At 69.2% G+C, this 21,987-nt stretch carries 21 protein-coding genes and 1 riboswitch; of the genes, 19 read left to right on the plus strand and 2 right to left on the minus strand.

Annotation, left to right across the window (positions count from 1 at the left end; all coding sequences use genetic code 11):
- Positions 1 to 64: 64 nt before the first annotated feature.
- The 15 genes from ACX28W_RS23970 to ACX28W_RS24040 all read left to right on the plus strand — a co-directional run bounded on the left by ACX28W_RS23970 (position 65) and on the right by ACX28W_RS24040 (position 15,941).
- Positions 65 to 994 carry an ABC transporter permease gene (locus tag ACX28W_RS23970; RefSeq protein ID WP_459001331.1) on the plus strand — a complete coding sequence of 310 codons (930 nt, stop codon included), beginning with the start codon at positions 65 to 67 and terminating at the stop codon, positions 992 to 994.
- Positions 969 to 1,760, plus strand: a complete 792-nt coding sequence (locus ACX28W_RS23975) for an ABC transporter ATP-binding protein (RefSeq protein ID WP_459001360.1) — start codon at positions 969 to 971, stop codon at positions 1,758 to 1,760. The genes ACX28W_RS23970 and ACX28W_RS23975 overlap by 26 nt, the downstream gene beginning before the upstream one ends.
- A 357-nt stretch (positions 1,761 to 2,117) precedes the next feature.
- A complete protein-coding gene (hpnC, locus tag ACX28W_RS23980) occupies positions 2,118 to 3,020 on the plus strand; it encodes a squalene synthase HpnC (protein ID WP_459001333.1) in 903 nt (300 codons plus the stop codon).
- Complete coding sequence (gene hpnD / locus ACX28W_RS23985) at positions 3,017 to 3,967, plus strand: presqualene diphosphate synthase HpnD (RefSeq protein WP_362065962.1); 951 nt, start codon at positions 3,017 to 3,019, stop codon at positions 3,965 to 3,967. The genes hpnC and hpnD overlap by 4 nt, the downstream gene beginning before the upstream one ends.
- Before the next feature lie 8 nt (positions 3,968 to 3,975).
- Positions 3,976 to 4,107 (plus strand): DUF6380 family protein, encoded by a 132-nt coding sequence (locus ACX28W_RS23990; protein ID WP_459001361.1) that lies wholly within the window; start codon positions 3,976 to 3,978, stop codon positions 4,105 to 4,107.
- Complete coding sequence (gene hpnE / locus ACX28W_RS23995; protein ID WP_459001334.1) at positions 4,104 to 5,516, plus strand: hydroxysqualene dehydroxylase HpnE; 1,413 nt, start codon at positions 4,104 to 4,106, stop codon at positions 5,514 to 5,516. The genes ACX28W_RS23990 and hpnE overlap by 4 nt, the downstream gene beginning before the upstream one ends.
- The gene (locus ACX28W_RS24000) at positions 5,516 to 6,643 is read left to right on the plus strand and encodes a polyprenyl synthetase family protein (RefSeq protein WP_459001335.1); all 1,128 of its coding nucleotides are present in this window, start codon (positions 5,516 to 5,518) and stop codon (positions 6,641 to 6,643) included. The genes hpnE and ACX28W_RS24000 overlap by 1 nt, the downstream gene beginning before the upstream one ends.
- Positions 6,644 to 6,754: 111 nt before the next feature.
- Positions 6,755 to 8,758: a squalene--hopene cyclase gene (gene shc / locus ACX28W_RS24005; RefSeq protein ID WP_459001336.1), complete on the plus strand. Its 2,004-nt coding sequence runs from the start codon at positions 6,755 to 6,757 to the stop codon at positions 8,756 to 8,758.
- On the plus strand, positions 8,758 to 9,399 hold the full coding sequence (locus tag ACX28W_RS24010; protein WP_362065970.1) for a phosphorylase family protein: 642 nt from the start codon (positions 8,758 to 8,760) through the stop codon (positions 9,397 to 9,399). The genes shc and ACX28W_RS24010 overlap by 1 nt, the downstream gene beginning before the upstream one ends.
- A gap of 5 nt (positions 9,400 to 9,404) precedes the next feature.
- On the plus strand, positions 9,405 to 10,427 hold the full coding sequence (gene hpnH, locus ACX28W_RS24015; protein ID WP_459001337.1) for an adenosyl-hopene transferase HpnH: 1,023 nt from the start codon (positions 9,405 to 9,407) through the stop codon (positions 10,425 to 10,427).
- Positions 10,428 to 10,431: 4 nt separating this feature from the next.
- Entirely contained in the window at positions 10,432 to 11,589 is a 1,158-nt protein-coding gene (gene ispG / locus ACX28W_RS24020) for a flavodoxin-dependent (E)-4-hydroxy-3-methylbut-2-enyl-diphosphate synthase (RefSeq protein WP_459001339.1), read from the plus strand.
- Between the two features lie 28 nt (positions 11,590 to 11,617).
- Positions 11,618 to 13,588, plus strand: coding sequence for a 1-deoxy-D-xylulose-5-phosphate synthase (dxs, locus tag ACX28W_RS24025; RefSeq protein WP_459001340.1), 1,971 nt, complete (start codon positions 11,618 to 11,620; stop codon positions 13,586 to 13,588).
- Positions 13,585 to 14,985, plus strand: a complete 1,401-nt coding sequence (locus ACX28W_RS24030; protein WP_459001341.1) for an aspartate aminotransferase family protein — start codon at positions 13,585 to 13,587, stop codon at positions 14,983 to 14,985. The genes dxs and ACX28W_RS24030 overlap by 4 nt, the downstream gene beginning before the upstream one ends.
- Positions 14,986 to 15,123: 138 nt before the next feature.
- Positions 15,124 to 15,780, plus strand: a complete 657-nt coding sequence (locus ACX28W_RS24035; RefSeq protein WP_459001342.1) for a helix-turn-helix domain-containing protein — start codon at positions 15,124 to 15,126, stop codon at positions 15,778 to 15,780.
- Between the two features lie 44 nt (positions 15,781 to 15,824).
- Positions 15,825 to 15,941, plus strand: coding sequence for a DUF6126 family protein (locus tag ACX28W_RS24040; RefSeq protein ID WP_362066177.1), 117 nt, complete (start codon positions 15,825 to 15,827; stop codon positions 15,939 to 15,941).
- Positions 15,942 to 16,009: 68 nt separating this feature from the next.
- Here the strand turns inward: ACX28W_RS24040 and ACX28W_RS24045 are convergent, their stop codons facing one another.
- Entirely contained in the window at positions 16,010 to 16,807 is a 798-nt protein-coding gene (locus ACX28W_RS24045) for a tyrosine-protein phosphatase (RefSeq protein ID WP_459001343.1), read from the minus strand.
- A gap of 533 nt (positions 16,808 to 17,340) precedes the next feature.
- Positions 17,341 to 17,497: riboswitch (cyclic di-AMP (ydaO/yuaA leader) on the plus strand.
- A gap of 4 nt (positions 17,498 to 17,501) precedes the next feature.
- On the opposite strand from ACX28W_RS24045, the gene ACX28W_RS24050 reads away from it, so the two are divergent.
- The 4 genes from ACX28W_RS24050 (at position 17,502) to ACX28W_RS24065 (ending at position 21,094) form a co-directional block, all read left to right on the plus strand.
- Complete coding sequence (locus ACX28W_RS24050) at positions 17,502 to 18,488, plus strand: M23 family metallopeptidase (RefSeq protein ID WP_459001345.1); 987 nt, start codon at positions 17,502 to 17,504, stop codon at positions 18,486 to 18,488.
- Positions 18,489 to 18,728: 240 nt separating this feature from the next.
- The gene (locus tag ACX28W_RS24055; RefSeq protein WP_459001347.1) at positions 18,729 to 19,451 is read left to right on the plus strand and encodes a hypothetical protein; all 723 of its coding nucleotides are present in this window, start codon (positions 18,729 to 18,731) and stop codon (positions 19,449 to 19,451) included.
- Entirely contained in the window at positions 19,448 to 20,164 is a 717-nt protein-coding gene (locus ACX28W_RS24060; RefSeq protein ID WP_459001349.1) for a DUF6250 domain-containing protein, read from the plus strand. Before ACX28W_RS24055 ends, ACX28W_RS24060 begins: the two co-directional genes overlap by 4 nt.
- A gap of 144 nt (positions 20,165 to 20,308) precedes the next feature.
- Positions 20,309 to 21,094 (plus strand): SGNH/GDSL hydrolase family protein, encoded by a 786-nt coding sequence (locus tag ACX28W_RS24065; RefSeq protein WP_459001363.1) that lies wholly within the window; start codon positions 20,309 to 20,311, stop codon positions 21,092 to 21,094.
- 82 nt (positions 21,095 to 21,176) lie between these two features.
- Here the strand turns inward: ACX28W_RS24065 and ACX28W_RS24070 are convergent, their stop codons facing one another.
- A complete protein-coding gene (locus tag ACX28W_RS24070) occupies positions 21,177 to 21,797 on the minus strand; it encodes a TetR/AcrR family transcriptional regulator (RefSeq protein WP_459001350.1) in 621 nt (206 codons plus the stop codon).
- Positions 21,798 to 21,987: the final 190 nt, after the last annotated feature.

Here is a 21,987-nt window from a genome sequence, read left to right on the forward strand (position 1 = left end):
GGTCCGTGTCTCCTGCCCCTGCCCGACCAGGCCGTGCGCTTTTCGAAGACGAAAGTTTCCATCTGTGAGTGAGACAACGCATGACGGAGGAGTCGCGGTGAGCGACCGTCCGTCGTCCGACGAAGGGCTCTCCGCGGCCGAGCTGGCCGCGAAGTACGGGCTCGCGGTGAGCGGTGCCCGGCCCGGACTCGGCGAGTACCTTCGGCAGCTGTGGGGGCGGCGGCACTTCATCCTCGCCTTCTCGCAGGCGAGACTCACCGCCCAGTACAGCCAGGCCAAGCTGGGCCAGCTGTGGCAGGTGGTGACGCCGCTGCTGAACGCGGCCGTGTACTACCTGATCTTCGGCCTGATCCTCAAGGCCAGCCGGGGCATGTCGCAGGAGGTCTACATTCCCTTCCTGGTGACCGGCGTCTTCGTCTTCACCTTCACGCAGAGCTCGATGATGGCCGGCGTCCGCGCGATCTCCGGAAACCTGGGGCTGGTGCGCGCGCTGCACTTCCCGCGGGCCTCGCTGCCCATCTCGTTCGCGCTCCAGCAGCTCCAGCAGCTGTTGTTCTCGATGATCGTGATGTTCGCCGTGGTGATGGCCTTCGGCAGCTACCCGGGCCTGTCCTGGCTGCTGATCCTCCCGACGCTCGCGCTGCAGTTCCTCTTCAACATGGGCCTCGCGCTGATCGTGGCCCGGATGGGCGCCAAGACGCCGGACCTGGCCCAGCTGATGCCGTTCCTCCTGCGGACCTGGATGTACGCGTCCGGCGTCATGTTCTCCATCAAGACCATGCTCGCCGACCGCCCGGAGTGGATCGCCAACGTCCTGCAGCTGAACCCGGCCGCGGTCTACATGGACCTGATGCGCTTCGCCCTCATCGACGGCTACGACTCCTCGAACCTGCCGCCCCATGTGTGGGCCATCGCTCTCTTCTGGGCCGTGGCCGTCGCCATCGGTGGTTTCGTGTACTTCTGGAAGGCTGAAGAGAGGTACGGCCGTGGCTGAGCAGGCGTCTCACGTCCCCACCGTCATCGCGGACGAGCTGCACATCGTCTACCGCGTCAACGGCGCCAAGACCGGCAAGGGCAGTGCCACCGCCGCCCTCAGCCGCATCGTCAAGCGCGGCGAGGAGCGCGGCGTCCGCAAGGTGCACGCGGTCAAGGGCGTCTCCTTCGTCGCCTACCGCGGCGAGGCCGTCGGGCTGATCGGTTCGAACGGCTCCGGCAAGTCCACCCTGCTGCGTGCCATCGCCGGACTGCTGCCCGCGGAGAAGGGCAAGGTCTACACCGACGGCCAGCCCTCGCTCCTCGGCGTGAACGCGGCCCTGATGAACGACCTGACGGGCGAGCGGAACGTCATATTGGGCGGGCTCGCGATGGGCATGTCCCGCGAGCAGATCAAGGAGCGCTACCAGGAGATCGTCGACTTCTCCGGCATCAACGAGAAGGGCGACTTCATCACCCTCCCGATGCGCACGTACTCCTCCGGTATGGCGGCCCGGCTCCGGTTCTCCATCGCCGCCGCCAAGGACCATGACGTGCTGCTGATCGACGAGGCCCTGGCGACCGGCGACCGCTCCTTCCAGAAGCGGTCCGAGGCCCGCATCCGTGAGCTGCGCAAGCACGCGGGCACGGTGTTTCTGGTCAGCCACAACAACAAGTCGATCCGCGACACCTGCGACCGCGTGCTCTGGCTGGAGCGCGGTGAGCTGCGCATGGACGGTCCGACCGAAGAGGTCCTCAAGGAGTACGAGAAGTTCACGGGCAAGTAGCCCATATTGCCCAGGGCCCCGCCGGAACGGTTCGGCGGGGCCCTGCGTCTGCAAAGGAAACGTCAACTCCGGCCGCTCTTAGGAATCTTGACACCAATCGGTGTGTTGTTGTGATCTGCAGGACACCCCGACGGAGCGGGACGGGTTGTACAACGTAAGCTGTACCGGTGCTGATTCGCGGCAAGTAGGGCGATAATGCGCGACACCCGGCACCGCGCGCTGCGTGGACCTCCGGGCGGCGTGTCCGAAATGGGCAGTATTGGATCAGCAGTGTAGAACGGGAGATGTGACGGCAATGGCTACGGAATCTCTCCAGCTCCGCGATGCGTGTGCCGTCCTCGCGCGGGGCGGCGAGCGGTGACCGATGCCGGGACGGCGCGCACCGGAGATCCTGAGCGCGACACCCTCGACAAGGCTGCGGACGAGAACTTCCCCGTGGCGCCGTTCTTCCTGCCCAAGGCCTGGCGCGACGACCTGATGGCCGTGTACGGCTTCGCCCGCCTCGTCGACGACATCGGTGACGGGGACCTCGCCCCGAGTGGCGCGGACGCCCGCCTGCTCGGCCTGTCGCCCGAGGAGGCCGAGGACCGCCTCGTTCTGCTCGATGCCTTCGAGGCCGACCTGCACCGCGTGTTCGACTCGACGCCGCGCCACCCGCTGCTGCGCCGACTGCAGCCCACGGTTCGCCGCGCGGACCTCACCCCCGAACCCTTCCTGGGCCTGATCGCGGCCAACCGCCAGGACCAGCTCGTGAAGCGGTACGAGACCTACGACGACCTCCTGGCGTACTGCGAGCTGTCGGCCAACCCCGTCGGCCGCCTCGTGCTCTCCGTCACCGGAACCTCGACGCCCGAGCGGGTGCGCCGCTCCGACGCGGTGTGCACCGCGCTGCAGATCGTCGAGCACCTCCAGGACGTCGCCGAGGACCTCGGCCGCGACCGCGTCTACCTGCCCGCCGTGGACATGAAGCGCTTTCATGTCCAAGAGGCGGATCTCGCCACGGCCACGGCAGGCGCATCGGTGCGCGCACTGGTTGCATACGAAGCAGAACGCGCTGTGCACCTCCTGAATGAAGGCACCCCCCTCGTGGGTAGCGTCCACGGCAGGCTGAAGCTGCTGCTCGCGGGGTTCGTTGCGGGGGGAAGGGCGGCAATCCGTGCGATTGCCGCCGCCGAATATGACGTACTTCCCGGCCCGCCCAAGCCCGGCAAGCTCCAGTTGCTGCGCGAGGTGGGAGTGACTCTGCGAGGAGAGGGGTGATCCGGACCGTGGAGTCGGAACAACACGTGTCCGCACCGGTACTCGCCGCTTACAGCTACTGCGAGGCAGTGACCGGTCAGCAGGCCCGAAATTTCGCGTACGGCATCAGACTTCTGCCGACGCCCAAGCGTCGCGCGATGTCGGCGCTCTACGCGTTCTCGCGGCGTGTCGACGACATCGGCGACGGCGCGCTGGCACCGGACGTGAAGGCGGCCCGTCTCGAGGACACCCGGGCGCTGCTCGCCCGGGTGCGCGCGGGCGCCGTCGACGAGGACGACACCGACCCGGTCGCGGTCGCCCTCAGCCATACCGCCGAGTACTTCCCGGTGCCGCTGGGAGGTCTCGACGAACTCATCGACGGCGTGCTGATGGACGTACGCGGTGAGACGTACGAGACCTGGGACGACCTGAAGGTCTACTGCCGGTGTGTGGCCGGGGCGATCGGGCGGCTCTCGCTCGGTGTGTTCGGCACGGAGCCGGGGGCTCGCGGCGCCGAGCGCGCGCCGGAGTATGCCGACACGCTCGGGCTCGCGCTGCAACTCACCAACATCCTGCGGGACGTCCGTGAGGACGCCGTGGGCGGGCGCACCTATCTGCCCGCCGACGACCTCGCGAAATTCGGCTGCTCGGCCGGGTTCAACGGGCCGAAGCCACCGGAGGGCTCCGACTTCGCGGGTCTCGTGCACTTCGAAGTGCGACGGGCCCGCACTCTTTTCGCGGAGGGCTACCGACTGCTGCCCATGCTGGACCGGCGCAGTGGCGCCTGTGTCGCGGCCATGGCCGGCATCTACCGGCGGCTCCTCGACCGCATCGAGCGCGAGCCGGAAGCCGTGCTGCGCGGTCGCGTCTCGCTGCCGGGCCGCGAGAAGGCGTACGTCGCCGTGCGCGGGCTGTCCGGCCTGGATGCCCGGCATGTGTCTCGCCGTACTGTCAGGAGGCGCACCTGATGGACAATATGGGCCAAAGTGATTCCATCGGCGAAAAACGGCAGGCAACCTTCCGGAGCCGGGTGGCGTCCCTGACTGCGATGGCGTGCCGTGCGCCGTTCGATCACTGCGGCAGGGCCTCGGGGGAGGGTGCACGATGAGCGACGCCATGCGGTCCACGCACACCGGCCGCCCTGGTGGGGCGGCTGCGGTGGTGATCGGCGGCGGGCTCGCCGGGATCACCGCCGCGCTCGCGCTGGCCGATGCCGGGGTGCGTGTGACGCTGCTCGAAGGCAGGCCGCGCCTCGGCGGGCTCGCCTTCTCCTTCCAGCGCGGCGAACTGACCGTGGACAACGGCCAGCATGTGTATCTGCGCTGCTGCACCGCCTACCGGTGGTTCCTCGACCGTATCGACGCGGCCTCGCTCGCGCCCCTGCAGGATCGTCTCGACGTGCCCGTTCTCGACGCCGAGGGCAAGCCGGGACGACGGCTCGGCAGAATCGGTCGTGGCACGCTGCCGGTACCGCTGCATCTGGCGCGCAGCCTCGCGACGTATCAGCATCTGTCGCTCGCCGAGCGCGCCAAAGTCGGGCGTGCCGCACTGGCGCTCAAAGGCCTGGACCTCGCCGATCCGGCGCTCGACGCACAGAACTTCGGCGATTGGCTCGCCGAGCACGGTCAGTCGAAGCGCGCCGTCGAGGCACTGTGGGACCTGGTGGGGGTCGCCACCCTCAACGCGGTGGCCGGCGACTCGTCGCTGGCGCTCGCCGCGATGGTGTTCAAGACCGGTCTGCTGTCCGACCCGGGCGCGGCCGACATCGGCTGGGCACGCGTCCCGCTGGGCGAACTGCACGACACCCTGGCCCGCAAGGCGCTCGACTCCGCGGGCGTCCGTACCGAAGTCCGTACACGCGTCACCTCCATCTCCCTCAACGAGAACGGGCGTTGGAGCGTTCAGGTTCCCGGCGAAACGCTCGACGCGGACACGGTGGTGCTCGCCGTACCCCAGCGCGAGGCCCACGATCTGCTGCCCGAGGGGGCGCTCGACGCCCCCGAGCGGCTCCTGGAGATCGGCACCGCGCCGATCCTCAACATCCATGTCGTCTACGACCGCAAGGTGCTCGCGCGCCCGTTCTTCGCGACCCTCGGCTCCCCGGTGCAGTGGGTCTTCGACCGCACCGAGGCGTCCGGGCTGCGGGAGGGGCAGTATCTGGCCCTCTCGCAGTCGGCCGCACAGGACGAGATCGACGAGCCCGTGTCCGGCTTGCGCGAGCGCTATCTGCCGGAGCTGGAGCGGCTGCTGCCCGCCGCGCGCGGTGCGGAAGTGAAGGACTTCTTCGTGACCCGGGAGCGTACGGCGACGTTCGCTCCCACCCCAGGTGTCGGGCGGCTGCGGCCCGGCGCCCGCACCAAGGCTCCCGGCCTGTATCTGGCCGGAGCGTGGACCGCCACAGGGTGGCCCGCGACCATGGAGAGTGCGGTCCGCAGTGGTGTGAGCGCGGCGGGAGCCGCGCTCAGTGCCCTGGGCCGGCCCCGCGATCACCTCTTCGAAGTGGAAGAGGCGGCCTGATGCTCAATCAGCGCGCGGCGGACCCCCGCACCCCCGGTACCGCAACAAGAGGAGAGACTGTGCCCACTGTGCCCCCGGCCGAAACGGCTGCCGACGCGGTGGACGTGTCCGCGCTCCTGGAGCGCGGCCGGACCCTGGCCACACCGGTGCTGCGGGCGGCCGTCGACCGCCTGGCATCGCCCATGGACACCGTCGCCGCCTACCACTTCGGCTGGATCGACGCCAAGGGCAACCCCGCGGACGGCGACGGCGGCAAGGCCGTACGCCCCGCGCTCGCCGTCCTGTCCGCGCAGGCCGCCGGCGCCGCCCCCGAGGTGGGCGTGCCGGGTGCGGTCGCCGTTGAACTGGTGCACAACTTCTCACTGCTGCACGACGACCTGATGGACGGCGACGAACAGCGCCGCCACCGCGACACCGTCTGGAAGGTGCACGGCCCCGCCCAGGCGATCCTCGTCGGCGACGCCCTGTTCGCGCTGGCCAACGAGATCCTCCTCGAACTCGGCACCGTCGAGGCAGGCCGCGCCACCCGGCGCCTGACCAGCGCGACCCGCGCGCTCATCGACGGCCAGGCGCAGGACATCTCCTACGAGCACCGCGACCGCGTCAGCGTCGAGGAGTGTCTGGAGATGGAGGGCAACAAGACCGGCGCCCTGCTCGCCTGCGCCTGTTCCATCGGCGCGGTCCTCGGCGGCGCCGACGACCACACCGCCGACACGCTGGAGAAGTACGGCTACCACCTCGGCCTCGCCTTCCAGGCCGTCGACGACCTCCTCGGCATCTGGGGCGACCCGGAAGCCACCGGCAAGCAGACCTGGAGCGATCTGCGCCAGCGCAAGAAGTCCCTGCCGGTCGTGGCGGCGCTCGCCGCGAGCGGCCCCGCCTCCGAGCGGCTCGGCGAGCTGCTCGCCGAGGATGCCAAGGCCAGCGACTTCGAGAACTTCTCCGAGGAGGAGTTCGCCGCGCGGGCCGCGCTCATCGAGGAGGCGGGCGGCCGCGAATGGACCGCCCAGGAGGCGCGCCGCCAGCACACCATCGCCATCGAAGCCCTGGACGCCGTCGAGATGCCCGCGCAGGTGCGGGCCCAGCTCGTGGCGCTCGCCGACTTCGTCGTCGTACGAAAGAGATGATCACTATCGGTCGAATAGACCTCGCGTAGTCGCCGGCCGGTGCCGCGGGAGAGCGACGCACCGGCCGACGGCGGACCCACAGCAGACGTTTCACTGCACGAAGGGGAAGCCATGACAGCGACGACCGACGGAAGCACCGGGGCCCTACCGCCCCGCGCTGCCTCGGCCAGCGAAACACAGACACTGACGACTCCCGTGGCGACCGGGACAGTCGAGACCCGAGACGTCGCCACGCACGCCATACAGCGCGCCACCGATTTCCTGCTGTCACGGCAGGACGCCCAGGGCTGGTGGAAGGGCGACCTCGCGACGAACGTCACGATGGACGCCGAGGACCTGCTCCTCCGTCAGTTCCTGGGTATCCGCGACGAGATGACCACCCGCGCCGCCGGCCTGTTCATCCGCGGCGAGCAGCGCGAGGACGGCACCTGGGCCACGTTCTACGGCGGCCCCGGCGAACTCTCCACCACCATCGAAGCGTATGTCGCCCTGCGGCTGGCCGGGGACACTCCGGACGAGCCGCACATGGAGAAGGCGTCCGCGTGGATCCGCGAGCGGGGCGGTATCGCCTCGGCCCGTGTCTTCACCAGGATCTGGCTCGCCCTGTTCGGCTGGTGGAAGTGGGACGACCTGCCCGAACTCCCGCCGGAGCTCATCTACTTCCCGAAGTGGATGCCGCTGAACATCTACGACTTCGGGTGCTGGGCGCGGCAGACGATCGTGCCGCTGACCATCGTGTCGGCGAAGCGTCCGGTGCGGCCCGCGCCCTTCCCGCTCGACGAGCTGCACACCGACGCCCGCCACCCCAACCCGGTCAAGCCGCTGGCACCCGCGGCCAGTTGGGACGGGGCCTTCCAGCGTCTCGACAAGGCGTTGCACCAGTACCGGAAGGTCGCCCCGCGCCGACTGCGCAGGGCCGCGATGAACGCGGCGGCGCGCTGGATCATCGAACGGCAGGAGAACGACGGCTGCTGGGGCGGGATTCAGCCGCCCGCGGTGTATTCGGTCATCGCGCTGCACCTGCTCGGCTACGACCTCGAACACCCGGTGATGCGGGCGGGGTTGGAGTCCCTGGACCGCTTCACCGTGTGGCGCGAGGACGGGGCCCGGATGATCGAGGCCTGCCAGTCACCCGTCTGGGACACCTGTCTGGCGACCATCGCGCTCGCCGACGCGGGTCTTCCCGTCGACCACCCGCAGCTGGTGAAGGCCGCGGACTGGATGCTCGGCGAGGAGATCGTCCGGCCCGGTGACTGGGCCGTGAAGCGTCCCCACCTTCCGCCGGGTGGTTGGGCGTTCGAGTTCCACAACGACAACTATCCCGACATCGACGACACCGCCGAGGTCGCCCTGGCACTGCGCCGCGTTCAGCATCACGACCCGGAGCGCGTGGAGAACGCCATCGGACGCGGGGTGCGCTGGAACCTCGGTATGCAGTCCAAGGACGGTGGCTGGGGCGCCTTCGACGTCGACAACACCAGCGCCTTCCCCAACCGGCTGCCTTTCTGCGACTTCGGTGAGGTCATCGACCCGCCGTCCGCGGACGTCACCGCGCATGTCGTCGAGATGCTCGCCGTCGAGGGGCTCTCGCACGATCCGCGCACCCGCCGGGGCATCGAGTGGCTGCTCGCCCATCAGGAGCCGAACGGGTCCTGGTTCGGCCGCTGGGGCGTCAACTACGTCTACGGAACCGGGTCGGTGGTGCCTGCGCTCGTCGCCGCCGGACTGCCCGCCTCGCATCCGGCGATCCGCCGGGCCGTCGGCTGGCTGGAGACCGTCCAGAACGACGACGGCGGCTGGGGCGAGGACCTGCGCTCCTACCACGAGGCCGCCGAGTGGAGCGGCCGCGGTGCGTCGACGGCCTCGCAGACCGGGTGGGCCCTGCTCGCCCTGCTCGCCGCCGGGGAGCGTGACTCCAAGGCCGTCGAGCGCGGGGTCGAATGGCTCGCGGGGACCCAGCTGCCCGACGGCTCCTGGGACGAGCCCTACTTCACCGGCACCGGGTTCCCGTGGGACTTCTCGATCAACTACCACCTCTACCGACAGGTCTTCCCGCTCACCGCGCTCGGCCGGTACGTCCACGGCGAGCCGTTCGCCGAGGCCAAGGGGGTTTGATGAGCACCAAGCCCGCCCCGGTTCCGCTGCTTATCGCCTGTGCGCTCGGCATCGAGCGCCTTGCCCTGCGCAGTGGCGAGCGGACCGGGGCCGGCGGGCCCGTCACCGTGCTGCGCACCGGCATGGGGCCCAAGGCCGCCGACCGCTCGCTCACTCGCGTACTCGCCGACCCGGCACTGCGCGGGGCCGCCGTCCTGGCCACGGGCTTCTGTGCCGGGCTCGCCCCGGGCATGCACCCCGGCGACCTCGTCGTCGCCGAGGAGGCCCGGGACCCGCGCGGCACCACCCCGTGCGTGGGCACCGACCTGCTCGTCAAGGAACTGGTGCGTGCCGTGCCCGGGCGCACCGTCCACACGGGGCCGCTCACCGGCTCCGACCATGTCGTCCGCGGTCACGAGCGGTCGGATCTGCTCGCGACCGGCGCAATCGCGGTCGACATGGAGTCGGCGGCCACGCTCCACAGCGCCGTGCGCACGGGCGAGCGCCCGGTTGCGGCCGTACGGGTGGTCGTGGACGCTCCTGAACATGAACTCGTCCGTATCGGCACGTTGCGCGGTGGAATATCGGCTTTCCGTGTACTTCGTGCCGTCCTTCCCGCTTTCTTTGAATGGCACCGTTCTTTGCTGCTCCCTCGGAGGTGAGCCAGATGGCCATGCCCCTTCGGCAGACCATGAAGGTCGCTGCATACCTGTTTGAACAGAAGCTCAGGAAGCGGGACAAGTTCGCGCTGCTGGTCGAGTTGGAACCGCTCTTCGCGTGCAACCTCAAGTGCGAGGGCTGCGGCAAGATTCAGCACCCGGCGGGTGTGCTCAAGCAGCGAATGCCGGTGGCGCAGGCCGTGGGCGCGGTCCTGGAGTCCGGTGCCCCGATGGTGTCCATCGCCGGCGGTGAGCCGCTGATGCACCCTCAGATCGACGAGATCGTGCGGCAGTTGGTGGCAAAGAAGAAGTTCGTCTTCCTGTGCACCAACGCGCTGCTGATGCGCAAGAAGATGGACAAGTTCAAGCCCTCGCCGTACTTCGCGTGGGCCGTGCACATCGACGGGCTGCGCGAGCGGCACGACGAGTCCGTGGCCAAGGAAGGCACCTTCGACGAGGCGGTCGAGGCCATCAAGGAGGCCAAGCGACGCGGCTTCCGCGTCACCACCAACTCGACCTTCTTCAACACCGACACCCCGCAGACGGTCATCGAGGTGCTCAACTTCCTCAATGACGACCTGAAGGTGGACGAGATGATGCTCTCGCCCGCCTACGCCTACGAGAAGGCGCCCGACCAGGAGCACTTCCTCGGCGTACAGCAGACCCGGGAGCTGTTCAAGAAGGCCTTCGCGGGCGGCAACCGGCGCCGCTGGCGGCTCAACCAGAGCCCGCTCTTCCTGGACTTCCTGGAAGGCAAGGTCGACTTCCCGTGCACGGCGTGGGCGATCCCGAGCTACTCGCTCTTCGGCTGGCAGAAACCCTGCTACCTGATGAGCGACGGGTACGTGCAGACGTACAGGCAGCTCCTGGAGGAGACCGACTGGGACTCCTACGGCCGCGGCAAGGACGACAGGTGCGCGAACTGCATGGCGCACTGCGGCTACGAGCCGACCGCCGTCCTCGCCACCCTGGGCTCCCTCAAGGAGTCGCTGCGCGCAGCCCGCGAGACCTTCACGGAAAGCCGGGTGTGATGTCATGACCGCCGTTTCCTTGGGCCTCCCCGAGGTGCCGGTCCGACCGATCGCGGAGCGCCGCCTGTCGCGGCAGATCCAGGTCGGGCCGGTGGCGGTCGGGGGCGGGGCACCCGTGTCGGTGCAGTCGATGACGACGACGCGTACGTCGGACATCGGCGCCACGTTGCAGCAGATCGCGGAACTCACCGCGTCCGGCTGCCAGATCGTCCGCGTCGCCTGCCCCACGCAGGACGACGCGGACGCCCTCGCCACCATCGCCGAGAAGTCGCAGATCCCGGTGATCGCGGACATCCACTTCCAGCCGAAGTACGTGTTCGCCGCCATCGACGCGGGCTGTGCGGCGGTGCGGGTGAACCCGGGCAACATCAAGCAGTTCGACGACAAGGTGCGTGAGATCGCGCGGGCGGCCTCGGACGCCGGCACACCGATTCGGATCGGTGTCAACGCCGGGTCGCTCGACCAGCGGCTGCTGAAGAAGTACGGGAAGGCGACGCCCGAGGCGCTCGTGGAGTCGGCGCTGTGGGAGGCGTCGCTCTTCGAGGAGCACGGGTTCCGGGACATCAAGATATCGGTGAAGCACAACGACCCGGTGGTGATGGTCAACGCGTACCGACAGTTGGCGGCCGCTTGCGACTATCCCCTGCACCTCGGTGTGACGGAGGCCGGTCCGGCCTTCCAGGGGACCATCAAGTCGGCTGTCGCCTTCGGCGCGCTGCTCAGCGAGGGCATCGGGGACACCATCAGGGTCTCCCTGAGCGCGCCGCCCGCCGAGGAGTGCAAGGTCGGCATGCAGATCCTGGAGTCCCTCGGGCTTCGGGAACGGCGCCTGGAGATCGTCTCGTGCCCGTCCTGCGGGCGGGCCCAGGTCGATGTCTACAAGTTGGCCGACGAGGTCACGGCCGGTCTGGAGGGGATGGAGGTCCCGTTGCGCGTCGCGGTCATGGGCTGCGTCGTCAACGGCCCCGGCGAAGCGCGGGAGGCGGACCTGGGGGTCGCCTCCGGCAACGGCAAGGGGCAGATCTTCGTCAAGGGCGAGGTCATCAAGACCGTACCCGAGTCGAAGATCGTGGAGACCCTCATCGAGGAGGCGATGAAGATCGCCGAGCAGATGGAGAACGACGGCGTCGGGTCCGGAGAACCCGCCGTCACCGTGAGCTGATCAGCACGGACCGAGAGGGGGCTCGAGCGTGACGATTCTGGAGAGCATCCGGGGACCACGCGACCTGAAGGCGCTGTCCGAGGCGGAAGTCGGTGAACTTGCCGACGAGATAAGGGAGTTCCTGGTACATGCGGTCGCCAGGACCGGTGGCCACCTAGGGCCCAATCTGGGGGTGGTGGAACTCTCCATCGCACTCCACCGAGCCTTGGAATCGCCCGCCGACCGCATCCTGTGGGACACCGGCCACCAGAGCTACGTACACAAGTTGCTGACGGGACGTCAGGACTTCTCCAAGCTGCGCGGCAAGGGAGGCCTGTCCGGCTACCCGTCGCGCGAGGAGTCCGAGCACGACGTCATCGAGAACAGCCACGCCTCCACGGCGCTCGGCTGGGCGGACGGGCTCGCCAAGGCCCGTCAGGTGCAGGGCGAGAAGGGCCATGTCGTCGCGGTCATCGGCGACGGCGCGCTGACCGGCGGCATGGCGTGGGAGGCGCTGAACAACATCGCCGCCGCCAAGGACCGCCCGCTGATCATCGTCGTCAACGACAACGAACGCTCGTACGCGCCGACCATCGGCGGCCTCGCCAACCACCTCGCGGCCCTTCGTACGACGGACAGTTACGAGAAGGTCCTCGCCTGGGGCAAGGACGTACTGCTGCGCACACCCGTCGTGGGACACACGATCTACGAGTCGCTGCACGGCGCGAAGAAGGGCTTCAAGGACGCCTTCGCGCCGCAGGGCATGTTCGAGGACCTCGGGCTCAAATACGTCGGGCCGATCGACGGGCACGACGTGGGCGCCGTGGAGTCCGCGCTGCGACGCGCGAAACGCTTCCACGGGCCGGTGGTCATCCACTGTCTGACGGAGAAAGGGCGCGGTTACGAGCCCGCGCTCGCGCACGAGGAGGACCACTTCCACACGGTCGGCGTGATGGACCCGCTCACCTGCGCGCCCCTCGCACCCTCCAACGGGCCTTCCTGGACCTCGGTGTTCGGCGACGAGATCGTCAGGATCGGGGAGGAGCGCGAGGACGTCGTGGCGATCACGGCGGCCATGCTGCATCCGGTGGGACTCGGGAAGTTCGCCGAGAGGTTTCCCGACCGGGTGTGGGACGTCGGGATCGCCGAACAGCACGCCGCGGTGTCCGCGGCCGGGCTCGCGACGGGCGGCCTCCATCCTGTCGTCGCCGTCTACGCCACCTTCCTCAACCGGGCCTTCGACCAGCTGCTGATGGACGTCGCGTTGCACCGCTGCGGCGTGACCTTCGTGCTCGACCGGGCCGGGGTCACCGGCGTCGACGGGGCCTCGCACAACGGCATGTGGGACATGTCGATCCTCCAGGTCGTGCCCGGCCTCAGGATCGCCGCGCCGCGCGACGCCGACCAGCTGCGGGCCCAGCTGCGGGAGGCGGTCGCCGTCGACGACGCGCCGACGCTGGTCCGCTTCCCGAAGGAGTCGGTGGGGCCCGCGATTCCCGCGGTCGGCCATGTGGGCGGGCTGGACGTGCTGCGCCGTGCGGACCGTCCGGAGGTGCTGCTCGTCGCTGTCGGCGTCATGGCGCCCGTCTGCCTCCAGGCCGCCGAGCTGCTCGAAGCCCGCGGCATCGGCTGCACCGTCGTCGACCCGCGCTGGGTCAAACCCGTCGACCCGGCGCTGCCCGGCCTGGCCGCCGAGCACCGGCTCGTCGCGGTCGTCGAGGACAACAGCCGGGCGGCCGGAGTCGGCGCGGCGGTCGCGCTGGCGCTGGGGGACGCCGAAGTCGATGTGCCCGTAAGAAGGTTCGGCATCCCGGAGCAGTTCCTCGCGCACGCCAAGCGCGCGGAGGTGCTGGCCGATATCGGTCTCACGCCCGTCGAGATCGCCGGGCGGATCGGCGCCTGCCTGGCTGTCAAGGACCAGCTGTCGAAGGACCAGCTGTCGAAGGATCAGCTGCCCAGGCGTGAGCTGTTCAGGGACGAGCTGCCCATGGATGAGTTGTCCAAGGAGAAACAGGAATGACCGATCCTGCTCAGAAGCGGGAGTTCGACCTCGGCGCGTTGCTGGCCGAGCGCGGAGCCGAGCGCTACGAGCTGCACACCAAGTACCTGAACCACCAGCTCCCGCGCATGCTGCACACCATCGGCTTCGACAAGGTGTACGAGCGGGCCGAGGGCGCGCACTTCTGGGACGCGGACGGCAACGACTACCTGGACATGCTCGCCGGGTTCGGGGTGATGGGCCTCGGCCGCCATCACCCCGTCGTCCGCCAGGCGCTGCACGACGTCCTGGACGCCTCGCTCGCCGACCTCACCCGTTTCGACTGCCAGCCGCTGCCCGGGTTGCTCGCCGAGAAGCTGCTCACCCACAGCCCGCACCTGGACCGGGTGTTCTTCGGCAACAGCGGTACGGAGGCCGTGGAGACCGCGCTGAAGTTCGCCCGGTACGCCACCGGCAAGCCGCGGATCCTCTATTGCTCGCACGCCTTCCACGGCCTGACCACCGGCTCGCTCTCCGTCAACGGTGAGGACGGGTTCCGCGACGGCTTCGCCCCGCTGCTCCCCGACACGGCCGTCCCGCTCGGCGATCTCGACGCCCTGGCACGGGAGCTGAAGAAGGGCGACGTCGCCGCGCTCATCGTCGAGCCCATCCAGGGCAAGGGCGTGCACGAGGGCCCGCCCGGCTACCTGCGCGCCGCCCAGGAACTGCTGCACAAGCACAAGGCGCTGCTCATCGCGGACGAGGTGCAGACCGGACTCGGGCGGACCGGGGACTTCTACGCCTACCAGCACGAGGAGGGCGTCGAGCCGGACCTGGTGTGCGTGGCCAAGGCGCTCTCCGGCGGCTATGTGCCGGTCGGAGCGACACTCGGCAAGGACTGGATCTTCAAGAAGGTCTACTCGTCGATCGACCGGGTCCTCGTCCACTCGGCGAGCTTCGGATCGAACGCGCAGGCCATGGCGGCGGGACTGGCCGTGCTCTCCGTGATGGAGAACGAACAGATCGTGGCCCATGCCCGGGTCACGGGCGAGCGGCTGAAGTCCCGGCTCGCGGCGCTCGTGGACACGTATGAGCTGCTGAGCGACGTACGCGGCCGGGGTCTGATGATCGGCATCGAGTTCGGGCGGCCCAAGTCGCTGAAGCTGCGGAGCCGTTGGACCATGCTGCAGGCCGCGCGCAAGGGGCTGTTCGCGCAGATGGTCGTCGTCCCGCTGCTCCAGCGGCACCACATCCTCACCCAGGTCTCCGGCGATCATCTGGAGGTGATCAAGTTGATCCCGCCGCTGATCATCGACGAGCGGGACGTGGATCGGTTCGTGGCGGCCTTCACCGCCGTGATGGACGACGCACACAGCGGAGGCGGGCTGATGTGGGACTTCGGGAAGACGCTGGTGAAGCAGGCGGTGGCCATCCGGTAAGGGGGTGCGCCTGGGGCGGGCTCCTGGCGGGAGCCCGCCCCAGGCGCGTCAGAGGGCCTTTAGGTCAGAAGATCGGAGGCCCTTTGCCTCAGAGGCAAGAAATTTGCCCATGAGGCAAAGGTGCGGCTCAATGGACACATGAGCCCTGCAGAGCCGGGGGCGGCCGGAACGCCGCCCGAGTCCGGGACAGCCGAGGTGCTGCCCGCCGTCGCACCGCGGCTGCGTGAGGTGCGCCGCCGCGCCTCGCTGACCCTGGAGGCCGCGGCCCGTGCCGCCGGGCTCTCGGCCGCCCACCTCTCCCGGTTGGAGACGGGGCAGCGCCAGCCCTCGCTGCCGATGCTGCTCGCACTCGCTCGCATCTACGATACGACGGTTTCGGCGCTGCTCGGCGAGACGGTCGCCGAGCGGGACGCGATCGTGCGGGCCCCCGACATGGAGCCGACCAAGGCGGGCGGCTGGACGTACTGGCAGGCAGGCGCCCCGGGACGCGGGATGCAGGCCCTGCGGGTGCACGTGCCGTACGGCTCGCAGGGCGACGTGGTGCGCGTCCACCCCGGCGAGGAGTGGCTCTACGTCCTCCAGGGGCGGCTGCGGCTGCGCCTCGGGGACACCGCGCAGGTGCTCGCGCCCGGAGACAGCGCACACTTCGACTCGCTGACCCCGCACCGCCTCGCGGCCGCCGATCGCTCGGGGGCCGAGCTGCTCTTCGTACACACCTTGCTGCAGAGCCCCACCGCCGCGCTGTGCCTCGGCCCGGCGGCAGGGCACCCGACGACCATGGGAGAGATGTCATGACGGAACCCCAGGCGGAACCCCAGGAGCCCGGAAGGCGGCGGTCCATGGATGACAAGTTCCCCCGCGCGCTGTGGGTGCGGCTCATCATCTATGTCGCCGTGGGCCACCTCTTCGCGGCCTTCATCTACCTGCTCTTCACGCTGGGTGCGCAGAACCAGTAGATCTTCGTCACCCCCGTGGGGATCGGCCCGGGGGATCAGCACGGGGGATCAGCACGGGCCTTTGGGGCTCAGTCCAGCAGGCGCTCGCGCAGACGCTCCCGCAGCTCCGGAGTGATGCGCAGCGCCTGCTCCAGGTAGGTGTCCACGCCGCCCCAGGTCTCCTCGATGGTGTCGAAGGCCGCCGTCAGATATTCGGCGCGTGCGTCGAACAGCGGGCTGAGCAGCTCCATGACCTCGGGGGAGCGGGCCGACTCCGAGGAGCCGCTGCGGCGGACCCTGTAGCGACGGTGCGTCGCGTTCGACTCCAGGTAGTCGGTCACGATGGCGTCGCGCTCTACGTCCAGGGCGAGGAGCGTCACCGCTATGGACAGCCCCGCGCGGTCCTTGCCCGCCGCGCAGTGCATCAGCGCGGGCACGCTGTCCTCGGCCAGGGAGTGCAGCACCTGGGAGTGCTCGGGCGTGCGCTCCTTGATGATCGTGCGGTAGGAACCGATCATCCGGTTGGCCGCCTTGCCGTCGCCGAGGTGTGCGCGCAACTGGGCGACGTCGCCGTCACGGACCATCTGCCAGAACTCGCTGCCGTCGGCCGGGTCGGTCAGCGGAAGATTCACGTTCCGTACACCCGCCAGCTCGACGTCCGGTCCCTCCAGCTTCTGGTCCGCGGCATTGCGGAAGTCGAAGATCGTGTGCAGTCCGAGAGAGGAGAGGAGCGCGGCGTCCTCCTCCGTCGCGTGCGCGAGATGGCCGCTGCGGAACAGCCGGCCGTACCGCACCCGCCGGCCGTCCCTGGTGGGCAGGCCGCCCACGTCTCGGAAGTTGCGCACTCCGGCCAGCTCGGGCTCGGTCGACGGGACCTGCTGCGTCACGGGGGCTCCTCCCATTGGGCCGTCGGCGCTGCTCGTCGACGGGGGCGCGCCCTCCGACGATACGACATGGGTTCCTCGGGCAATGAAGTTGTCCACAGGCGTCGCCCCGGGTGGGAGACGCCCTTGACGATGGTGGTGCTGGAGCCACTGGTGAACGTCAACTACCGCTTTGCGGACGCCGGTTGGCCGACGAGGTCAGGTTGGTGCGATTTGTCCGGCTGTGTCGCATGTGACTGTTCTGGTCGAATTGGCGTCTTAGTTCCAACTGAGCCTGGAATAAAGCATCGTGGGTCGACCTGCGTGAGCAGCGTCATATTCGTGACGATGTGTTGCAGCCCCTTTTTTTCAACCGGCCCGAATTTCCGGGTGTATTGAGGGGGCGGAAAGGTCGCCCATTCACGGAGGGTGACGGGAATTCCGGCATGGATCAAGAAAGGTATGCACACAGCAGATCCACACGGTTGTCGACGCGCTCTCATCTCGCTTACGTTCGCCCTCAATCCGGACGGACGCCCAATCCTGCCGCCGCCCGGAATCCGCACTCACCCGAACTCGGCAGGAGCGGGGGACCCGCAGGTACCACGCCTGTTCCGGTCTCCGGAACGGCTAGGGGTTCAGTCGCGCAGTCGCGCGGCCGGGCATCTCCAGCCCGCACCCGACAGCTCACCTCGCAGGCGCCGGAGAGGAATTCGTCATGCCCGCGAAGGGTAAGCACCGCCGTCCGAAGGCTCAGCGTTTCACCCGCTCGATCGCCGTGGCCGGAACGGGTGGCGCCGCGCTCGCGCTGCCGCTGATGGGGGCGGCCGGCGCCCACGCCGCGACCCCGGCGACCGCCGTTTCGTCGGCTCCGGAGGAGAGCGCGACGGCTTCGGGGAAGGCCACGACGGTTTCGGACAAGTCCGCGGCCGACTCGTCGAAGTCCGCGACCGCCGCGGCGAAGACCTACGCGGTGAAGGCCGGCGACTATCTCCTGAAGATCGCCGACGAGCAGGACGTCAGTGGTGGCTGGAAGCAGCTCTACTCCGACAACCGCACGGCCATCGGCAGCGACCCGTCGCTGATCCACCCGGGCCTGAAGCTGACGATCGGCGAGAAGGCCGCGCCGACCGGTGTCGCGAAGTCACCTTCGAAGGCGTCCATGAAGTCGTCCACGCCGTCGGCCGGCAAGGCGAACGCACCCAAGACGCAGATCACGGATATAACGGGCTCCACGGATTCCGCGAGCACCGCGGCCTCCACGGCCACCTGGTCCGCCGACACCGCGAGCGCCTCCGGCTACACCGTGCCCGTCGAGGGCGCCACCGTCGGCACCCACTACAAGGTGGCCGGCAGCATGTGGTCCAGCGGCTACCACACCGGTGTGGACTTCGTCGTCCCGACCGGCACCACCATCAAGTCCATCGCCGCGGGCACCGTCGTCTCCGCCGGCTGGGGCGGCGCGTACGGCAACCAGGTCGTCATCCAGCACGCCGACGGCCAGTACTCGCAGTACGCCCACCTGTCCTCGCTCTCCGTCTCGGCGGGCCAGACCGTGACCGAGGGCCAGCAGATCGGCCTCTCCGGCGCGACCGGCAACGTCACCGGTCCGCACCTGCACTTCGAGATCCGCACCACGCCGGACTACGGCTCGGACCTGGACCCGGTCGCGTACCTGCGCTCGCACGGTGTCGCCGTCGGCTGACGCCCTTCCTCGCCTCTGAAGGCCGGACCCCGTGATGCCTGGGGTCCGGCCTTCGGCGTTTCGGGACAGGGATCCATGGGCGACCACGGAGTGATCCATGAAGGATCCATGATCGGAAGATTGCGACCCCTGCTGATTCATGATCGGCGCATTGCGGTCTTGTGGCGGCGACATAGGAGTATCGACAGGCGCGCCGCGGCGACACCATAGTGATCTCCGCAAGCGCTTTCTGTGCTTTCTATGTCTTCGGAGGTTCCCGTGCCCGGCGTCGACCGACGCACCCCCGTCAAGGGCGCCGCAGCCGCAGCCGCAGCCGCAGCCGCAGCCGCAGCCGCAGCCGCAGCCGCAGCCGCAGCCGCAGCCGCCGCTCTGCTGTTCGTGGGCGCGCCTCCTGTTGTCGCGTCCGGAGACTCGAACGTCGTACGGCCCGATGACAGGCGTCTCGCGTACGAGGGTCACTGGGGACGTACCGCCGAGGCCGCCGCCACCGTCAACTCCGGGTCCCGGCTGCGTTTCCGCTTCACCGGCGGCACGCTGCACGCCCTCTTCGACGTCTCGTCGATCACCGTGCCCGCGCAGATCTATGCGTCGGTGGACGGCGGGCCGAAGCGGTTGTACGACGTTGACCGGCCCGACATCGCCATCGCTCTGTCGGGCCGGGGGACGCACACCGCCGAGATCTCCGTGAAGGACGTCTTCTCACGAGCCAACCGCTGGACTCCGCCGCTGCAGACGGGGGTCGTCCTCACGGGTCTGCGGCTGGACGAGGAGGCGCGGCTGCTTTCCGAACGTCCTTTACGGGGGCCTGAGTTGGCCTTCTACGGAGACTCCATCACCCAAGGCGTCATGGCGCTGTGCGAGGTGAACACCTCCGACTGTGCCGACGGTACGGCCGCGTATCCGACCCTGGTCGCCGACACCGCCCTCACCGCCATCCCTCGTCCGGAAGGCAGCACCTCATGACAACCCGCAGAGCCTTCGGAGCCCTGGCCGCCGGTACCGCACTCGCGGTGCTCGCCCCGGCGGCCACCGCGAGCGCCGCGCCGCGCCACCGCCGGGGACGGCTCATCGCCCACGACGGCTTCCGGCACGGCCTGGGCCAGTGGGCGACCGAACTGCAGGACGGCGGCACCGTCAGCGCCTCGCGCGGCGTCCTCGAGATCGACGTACCCAGCGGCGCGACGGTCTGGTTCAAGAAGAAGCTCGAAGGCCCGTACGTCATCGAGTACACCGCCACACCCGTGTCCGCGGGCGGCGTCAACGACCGGGTCTCCGACCTCAACAACTTCTGGAACGCCGTGGACGTCCGCTCCCCGGACAACCTCTTCGCCACGCCGCGCGGCGGCGCCCTCGCGGAGTACGACTACCTCAAGACGTACTACGCCGGATACGGCGCCAACACCAACACGACGACGCGGCTGCGCCGATACGTCGGCCAGGCGGGCGTCCGCCCGCTGATCTACGACTACACGGAGCCGCTGCTCACGGCCAACGAGCCGCACCACGTCCGGATCGTCTCGGACGGTTCCACGGTCCAGTGGTGGAACAACGGGCGGCTGGTCTTCGACTACAGCGACCCGGCGCCTTACACCAGTGGCCACTTCGCTTTCCGGACCGTGTGGAGTCACTTCCGGATCACGGACTTCCAGGTGTGGCGGCTGTTCAACCACTCCTGAGAAGGCCTTATTCCGGGCTAGACCGAGACTTTACGAGTGGCTTATCTCACCACCCGTCAACCCTTTCCTACGGTCGCGTAGCTCACATCGGAAGGTGAATCATGGGTCGATGTGGCAGACGATTCGAAGAGTGACAACAGATCGGTGATCGGGTCGTACGTGGCGGTGGGGGACAGCTTCACCGAAGGCGTGGGCGACCCCGGCCCCGACGGGGCCTTTGTCGGATGGGCCGACCGGTTCGCGGTTCTCCTCGCGGACCGGCGGCCCGAGGGCGACTTCACCTACACGAACCTCGCTGTGCGCGGCAAACTGCTCGACCAGGTCGTCGAGGACCAGCTCCGACGAGCCAAGGAACTCGCCCCGGACCTGGTCTCCTTCTGCGCGGGCGGCAACGACATCATCCGGCCCGGCACCGACCCCGACGAGGTCGCGGAGCGCTTCGAGCGCTCGGTCGCCGACCTCACCTCCGCCGTCGGCACTGTCATGGTGACCACCGGCTTCGACACCCGTGGCATCCCCGTGCTGAAGCATCTGCGCGGCAAGATCGCCACGTACAACGGACATGTCCGGGCCATCGCGGACCGGTACGGCTGTCCGGTCCTGGACCTGTGGTCCCTGAAGACGATTCAGGACCGCCGCGCCTGGGACGGCGACCGCCTGCACCTGTCGCCCGAGGGCCATACCCGGGTCGCCCTGCGTGCCGGCCAGGTCCTCGGCCTCGAAGTCCCCGCGGACCCGGACCAGGCCTGGCCTCCGCTGCCGCCCCGCGGCACGCTCGAGGTACGGCGCGACAACATCCACTGGGCGCGCGAGTACCTCGTCCCGTGGATCGGACGGCGACTGCGCGGAGAGTCCTCCGGGGACCATGTAGCGGCCAAGGGCAGCCTGTCGCCCGACGACATCAAGATGCGGATCGATTCGGTGGCCTGAGTCGGGAGCGTACGGTCCGTCGCAGTCGCAGTCGCAGTCGCAGTCGCAGTCGCCGACCCGGCGGTGCGCCGAGGCATGGGCCTCAGCGCACCGCCGCCGCCAACGCCTCCCGCTCGAGCCCCAGTTCGCGCGCGAGCGCCTCGTCCACCCACTCGTGGGCCTGCGCCCGCGACACCGCACCCGTATAGGCGGTCATCTGCACGGCCAGCCCGTCGAGCAGCGCCGTCAGCCGCAGGGCCGTCCCGGTGGGGTCCGGGCAGTGGAACTCGTCGGCGGCCACTCCCTCCGCGATCACCTCGATGATCGCGGCCTTCCACTGCTTGTCGAGATCAAGAGTGACCTCCCGCAGGGCCGGCTCGCGCAGGGCCACCGCCCAGCCCTCGATCCACAGCCGCCATCCCTTGGCCTGGCCGGTCGGCGCGTACCAGCGCACGGCGGCGCGCAGCCGTCGCAACGCGGACGTACGACGGCCGAGCAGCTTGCGCAGATGGGCGAGGTCGTCCTCGGCCGCGTAGGTGAAGGCGGCGGCGACCAGCTTCTCCTTGGTCGAGAAGTGATACAGCACCAACGCGTTGCTCACCCCGAGCGCCGAGGCCACGTCGGCGATCCGCACCGCCGCCACGCCCCGCGCCTCGATCTGCTCAATGGCGGCCCGCAGCAACTCTTCCTGCCGCTCCGCCACACTCAACCGCACCCTTGCCACGCGGTAACCCTAGGGCCTGTCCGGCGGATCATGCCGGAGACGCGGGGTCCGGCACGCCGATCTGCGGCGTTGTCGTCGGTTGCCGACTCCCCCACTCTCGGCTTCGCTCGAGCGGGGGGACCCCCATCGCGTCGACGCCCTCCTCCGCCTTGCAGCTCGACGCACCAGACCCCGCTCACCTGCGCCGACA

The sequence above is a fragment of the Streptomyces sp. SD15 genome (assembly GCF_054462255.1).

Bases quoted from the DNA above. Each gene is read 5' to 3' on its own strand.
- ACX28W_RS23990 (WP_459001361.1), top strand. From the start codon at position 3,976: ATGGGCCAAAGTGATTCCATCGGCGAAAAACGGCAGGCAACCTTCCGG.
- hpnE (WP_459001334.1), top strand. From the start codon at position 4,104: ATGAGCGACGCCATGCGGTCCACGCACACCGGCCGCCCTGGTGGGGCG.
- ACX28W_RS24000 (WP_459001335.1), top strand. From the start codon at position 5,516: ATGCTCAATCAGCGCGCGGCGGACCCCCGCACCCCCGGTACCGCAACA.
- shc (WP_459001336.1), top strand. From the start codon at position 6,755: ATGACAGCGACGACCGACGGAAGCACCGGGGCCCTACCGCCCCGCGCT.
- ACX28W_RS24010 (WP_362065970.1), top strand. From the start codon at position 8,758: ATGAGCACCAAGCCCGCCCCGGTTCCGCTGCTTATCGCCTGTGCGCTC.
- hpnH (WP_459001337.1), top strand. From the start codon at position 9,405: ATGGCCATGCCCCTTCGGCAGACCATGAAGGTCGCTGCATACCTGTTT.
- ispG (WP_459001339.1), top strand. From the start codon at position 10,432: ATGACCGCCGTTTCCTTGGGCCTCCCCGAGGTGCCGGTCCGACCGATC.
- ACX28W_RS24030 (WP_459001341.1), top strand. From the start codon at position 13,585: ATGACCGATCCTGCTCAGAAGCGGGAGTTCGACCTCGGCGCGTTGCTG.
- ACX28W_RS24035 (WP_459001342.1), top strand. From the start codon at position 15,124: ATGAGCCCTGCAGAGCCGGGGGCGGCCGGAACGCCGCCCGAGTCCGGG.
- ACX28W_RS24040 (WP_362066177.1), top strand. From the start codon at position 15,825: ATGGATGACAAGTTCCCCCGCGCGCTGTGGGTGCGGCTCATCATCTAT.
- ACX28W_RS24050 (WP_459001345.1), top strand. From the start codon at position 17,502: ATGCCCGCGAAGGGTAAGCACCGCCGTCCGAAGGCTCAGCGTTTCACC.
- ACX28W_RS24055 (WP_459001347.1), top strand. From the start codon at position 18,729: ATGTCTTCGGAGGTTCCCGTGCCCGGCGTCGACCGACGCACCCCCGTC.
- ACX28W_RS24060 (WP_459001349.1), top strand. From the start codon at position 19,448: ATGACAACCCGCAGAGCCTTCGGAGCCCTGGCCGCCGGTACCGCACTC.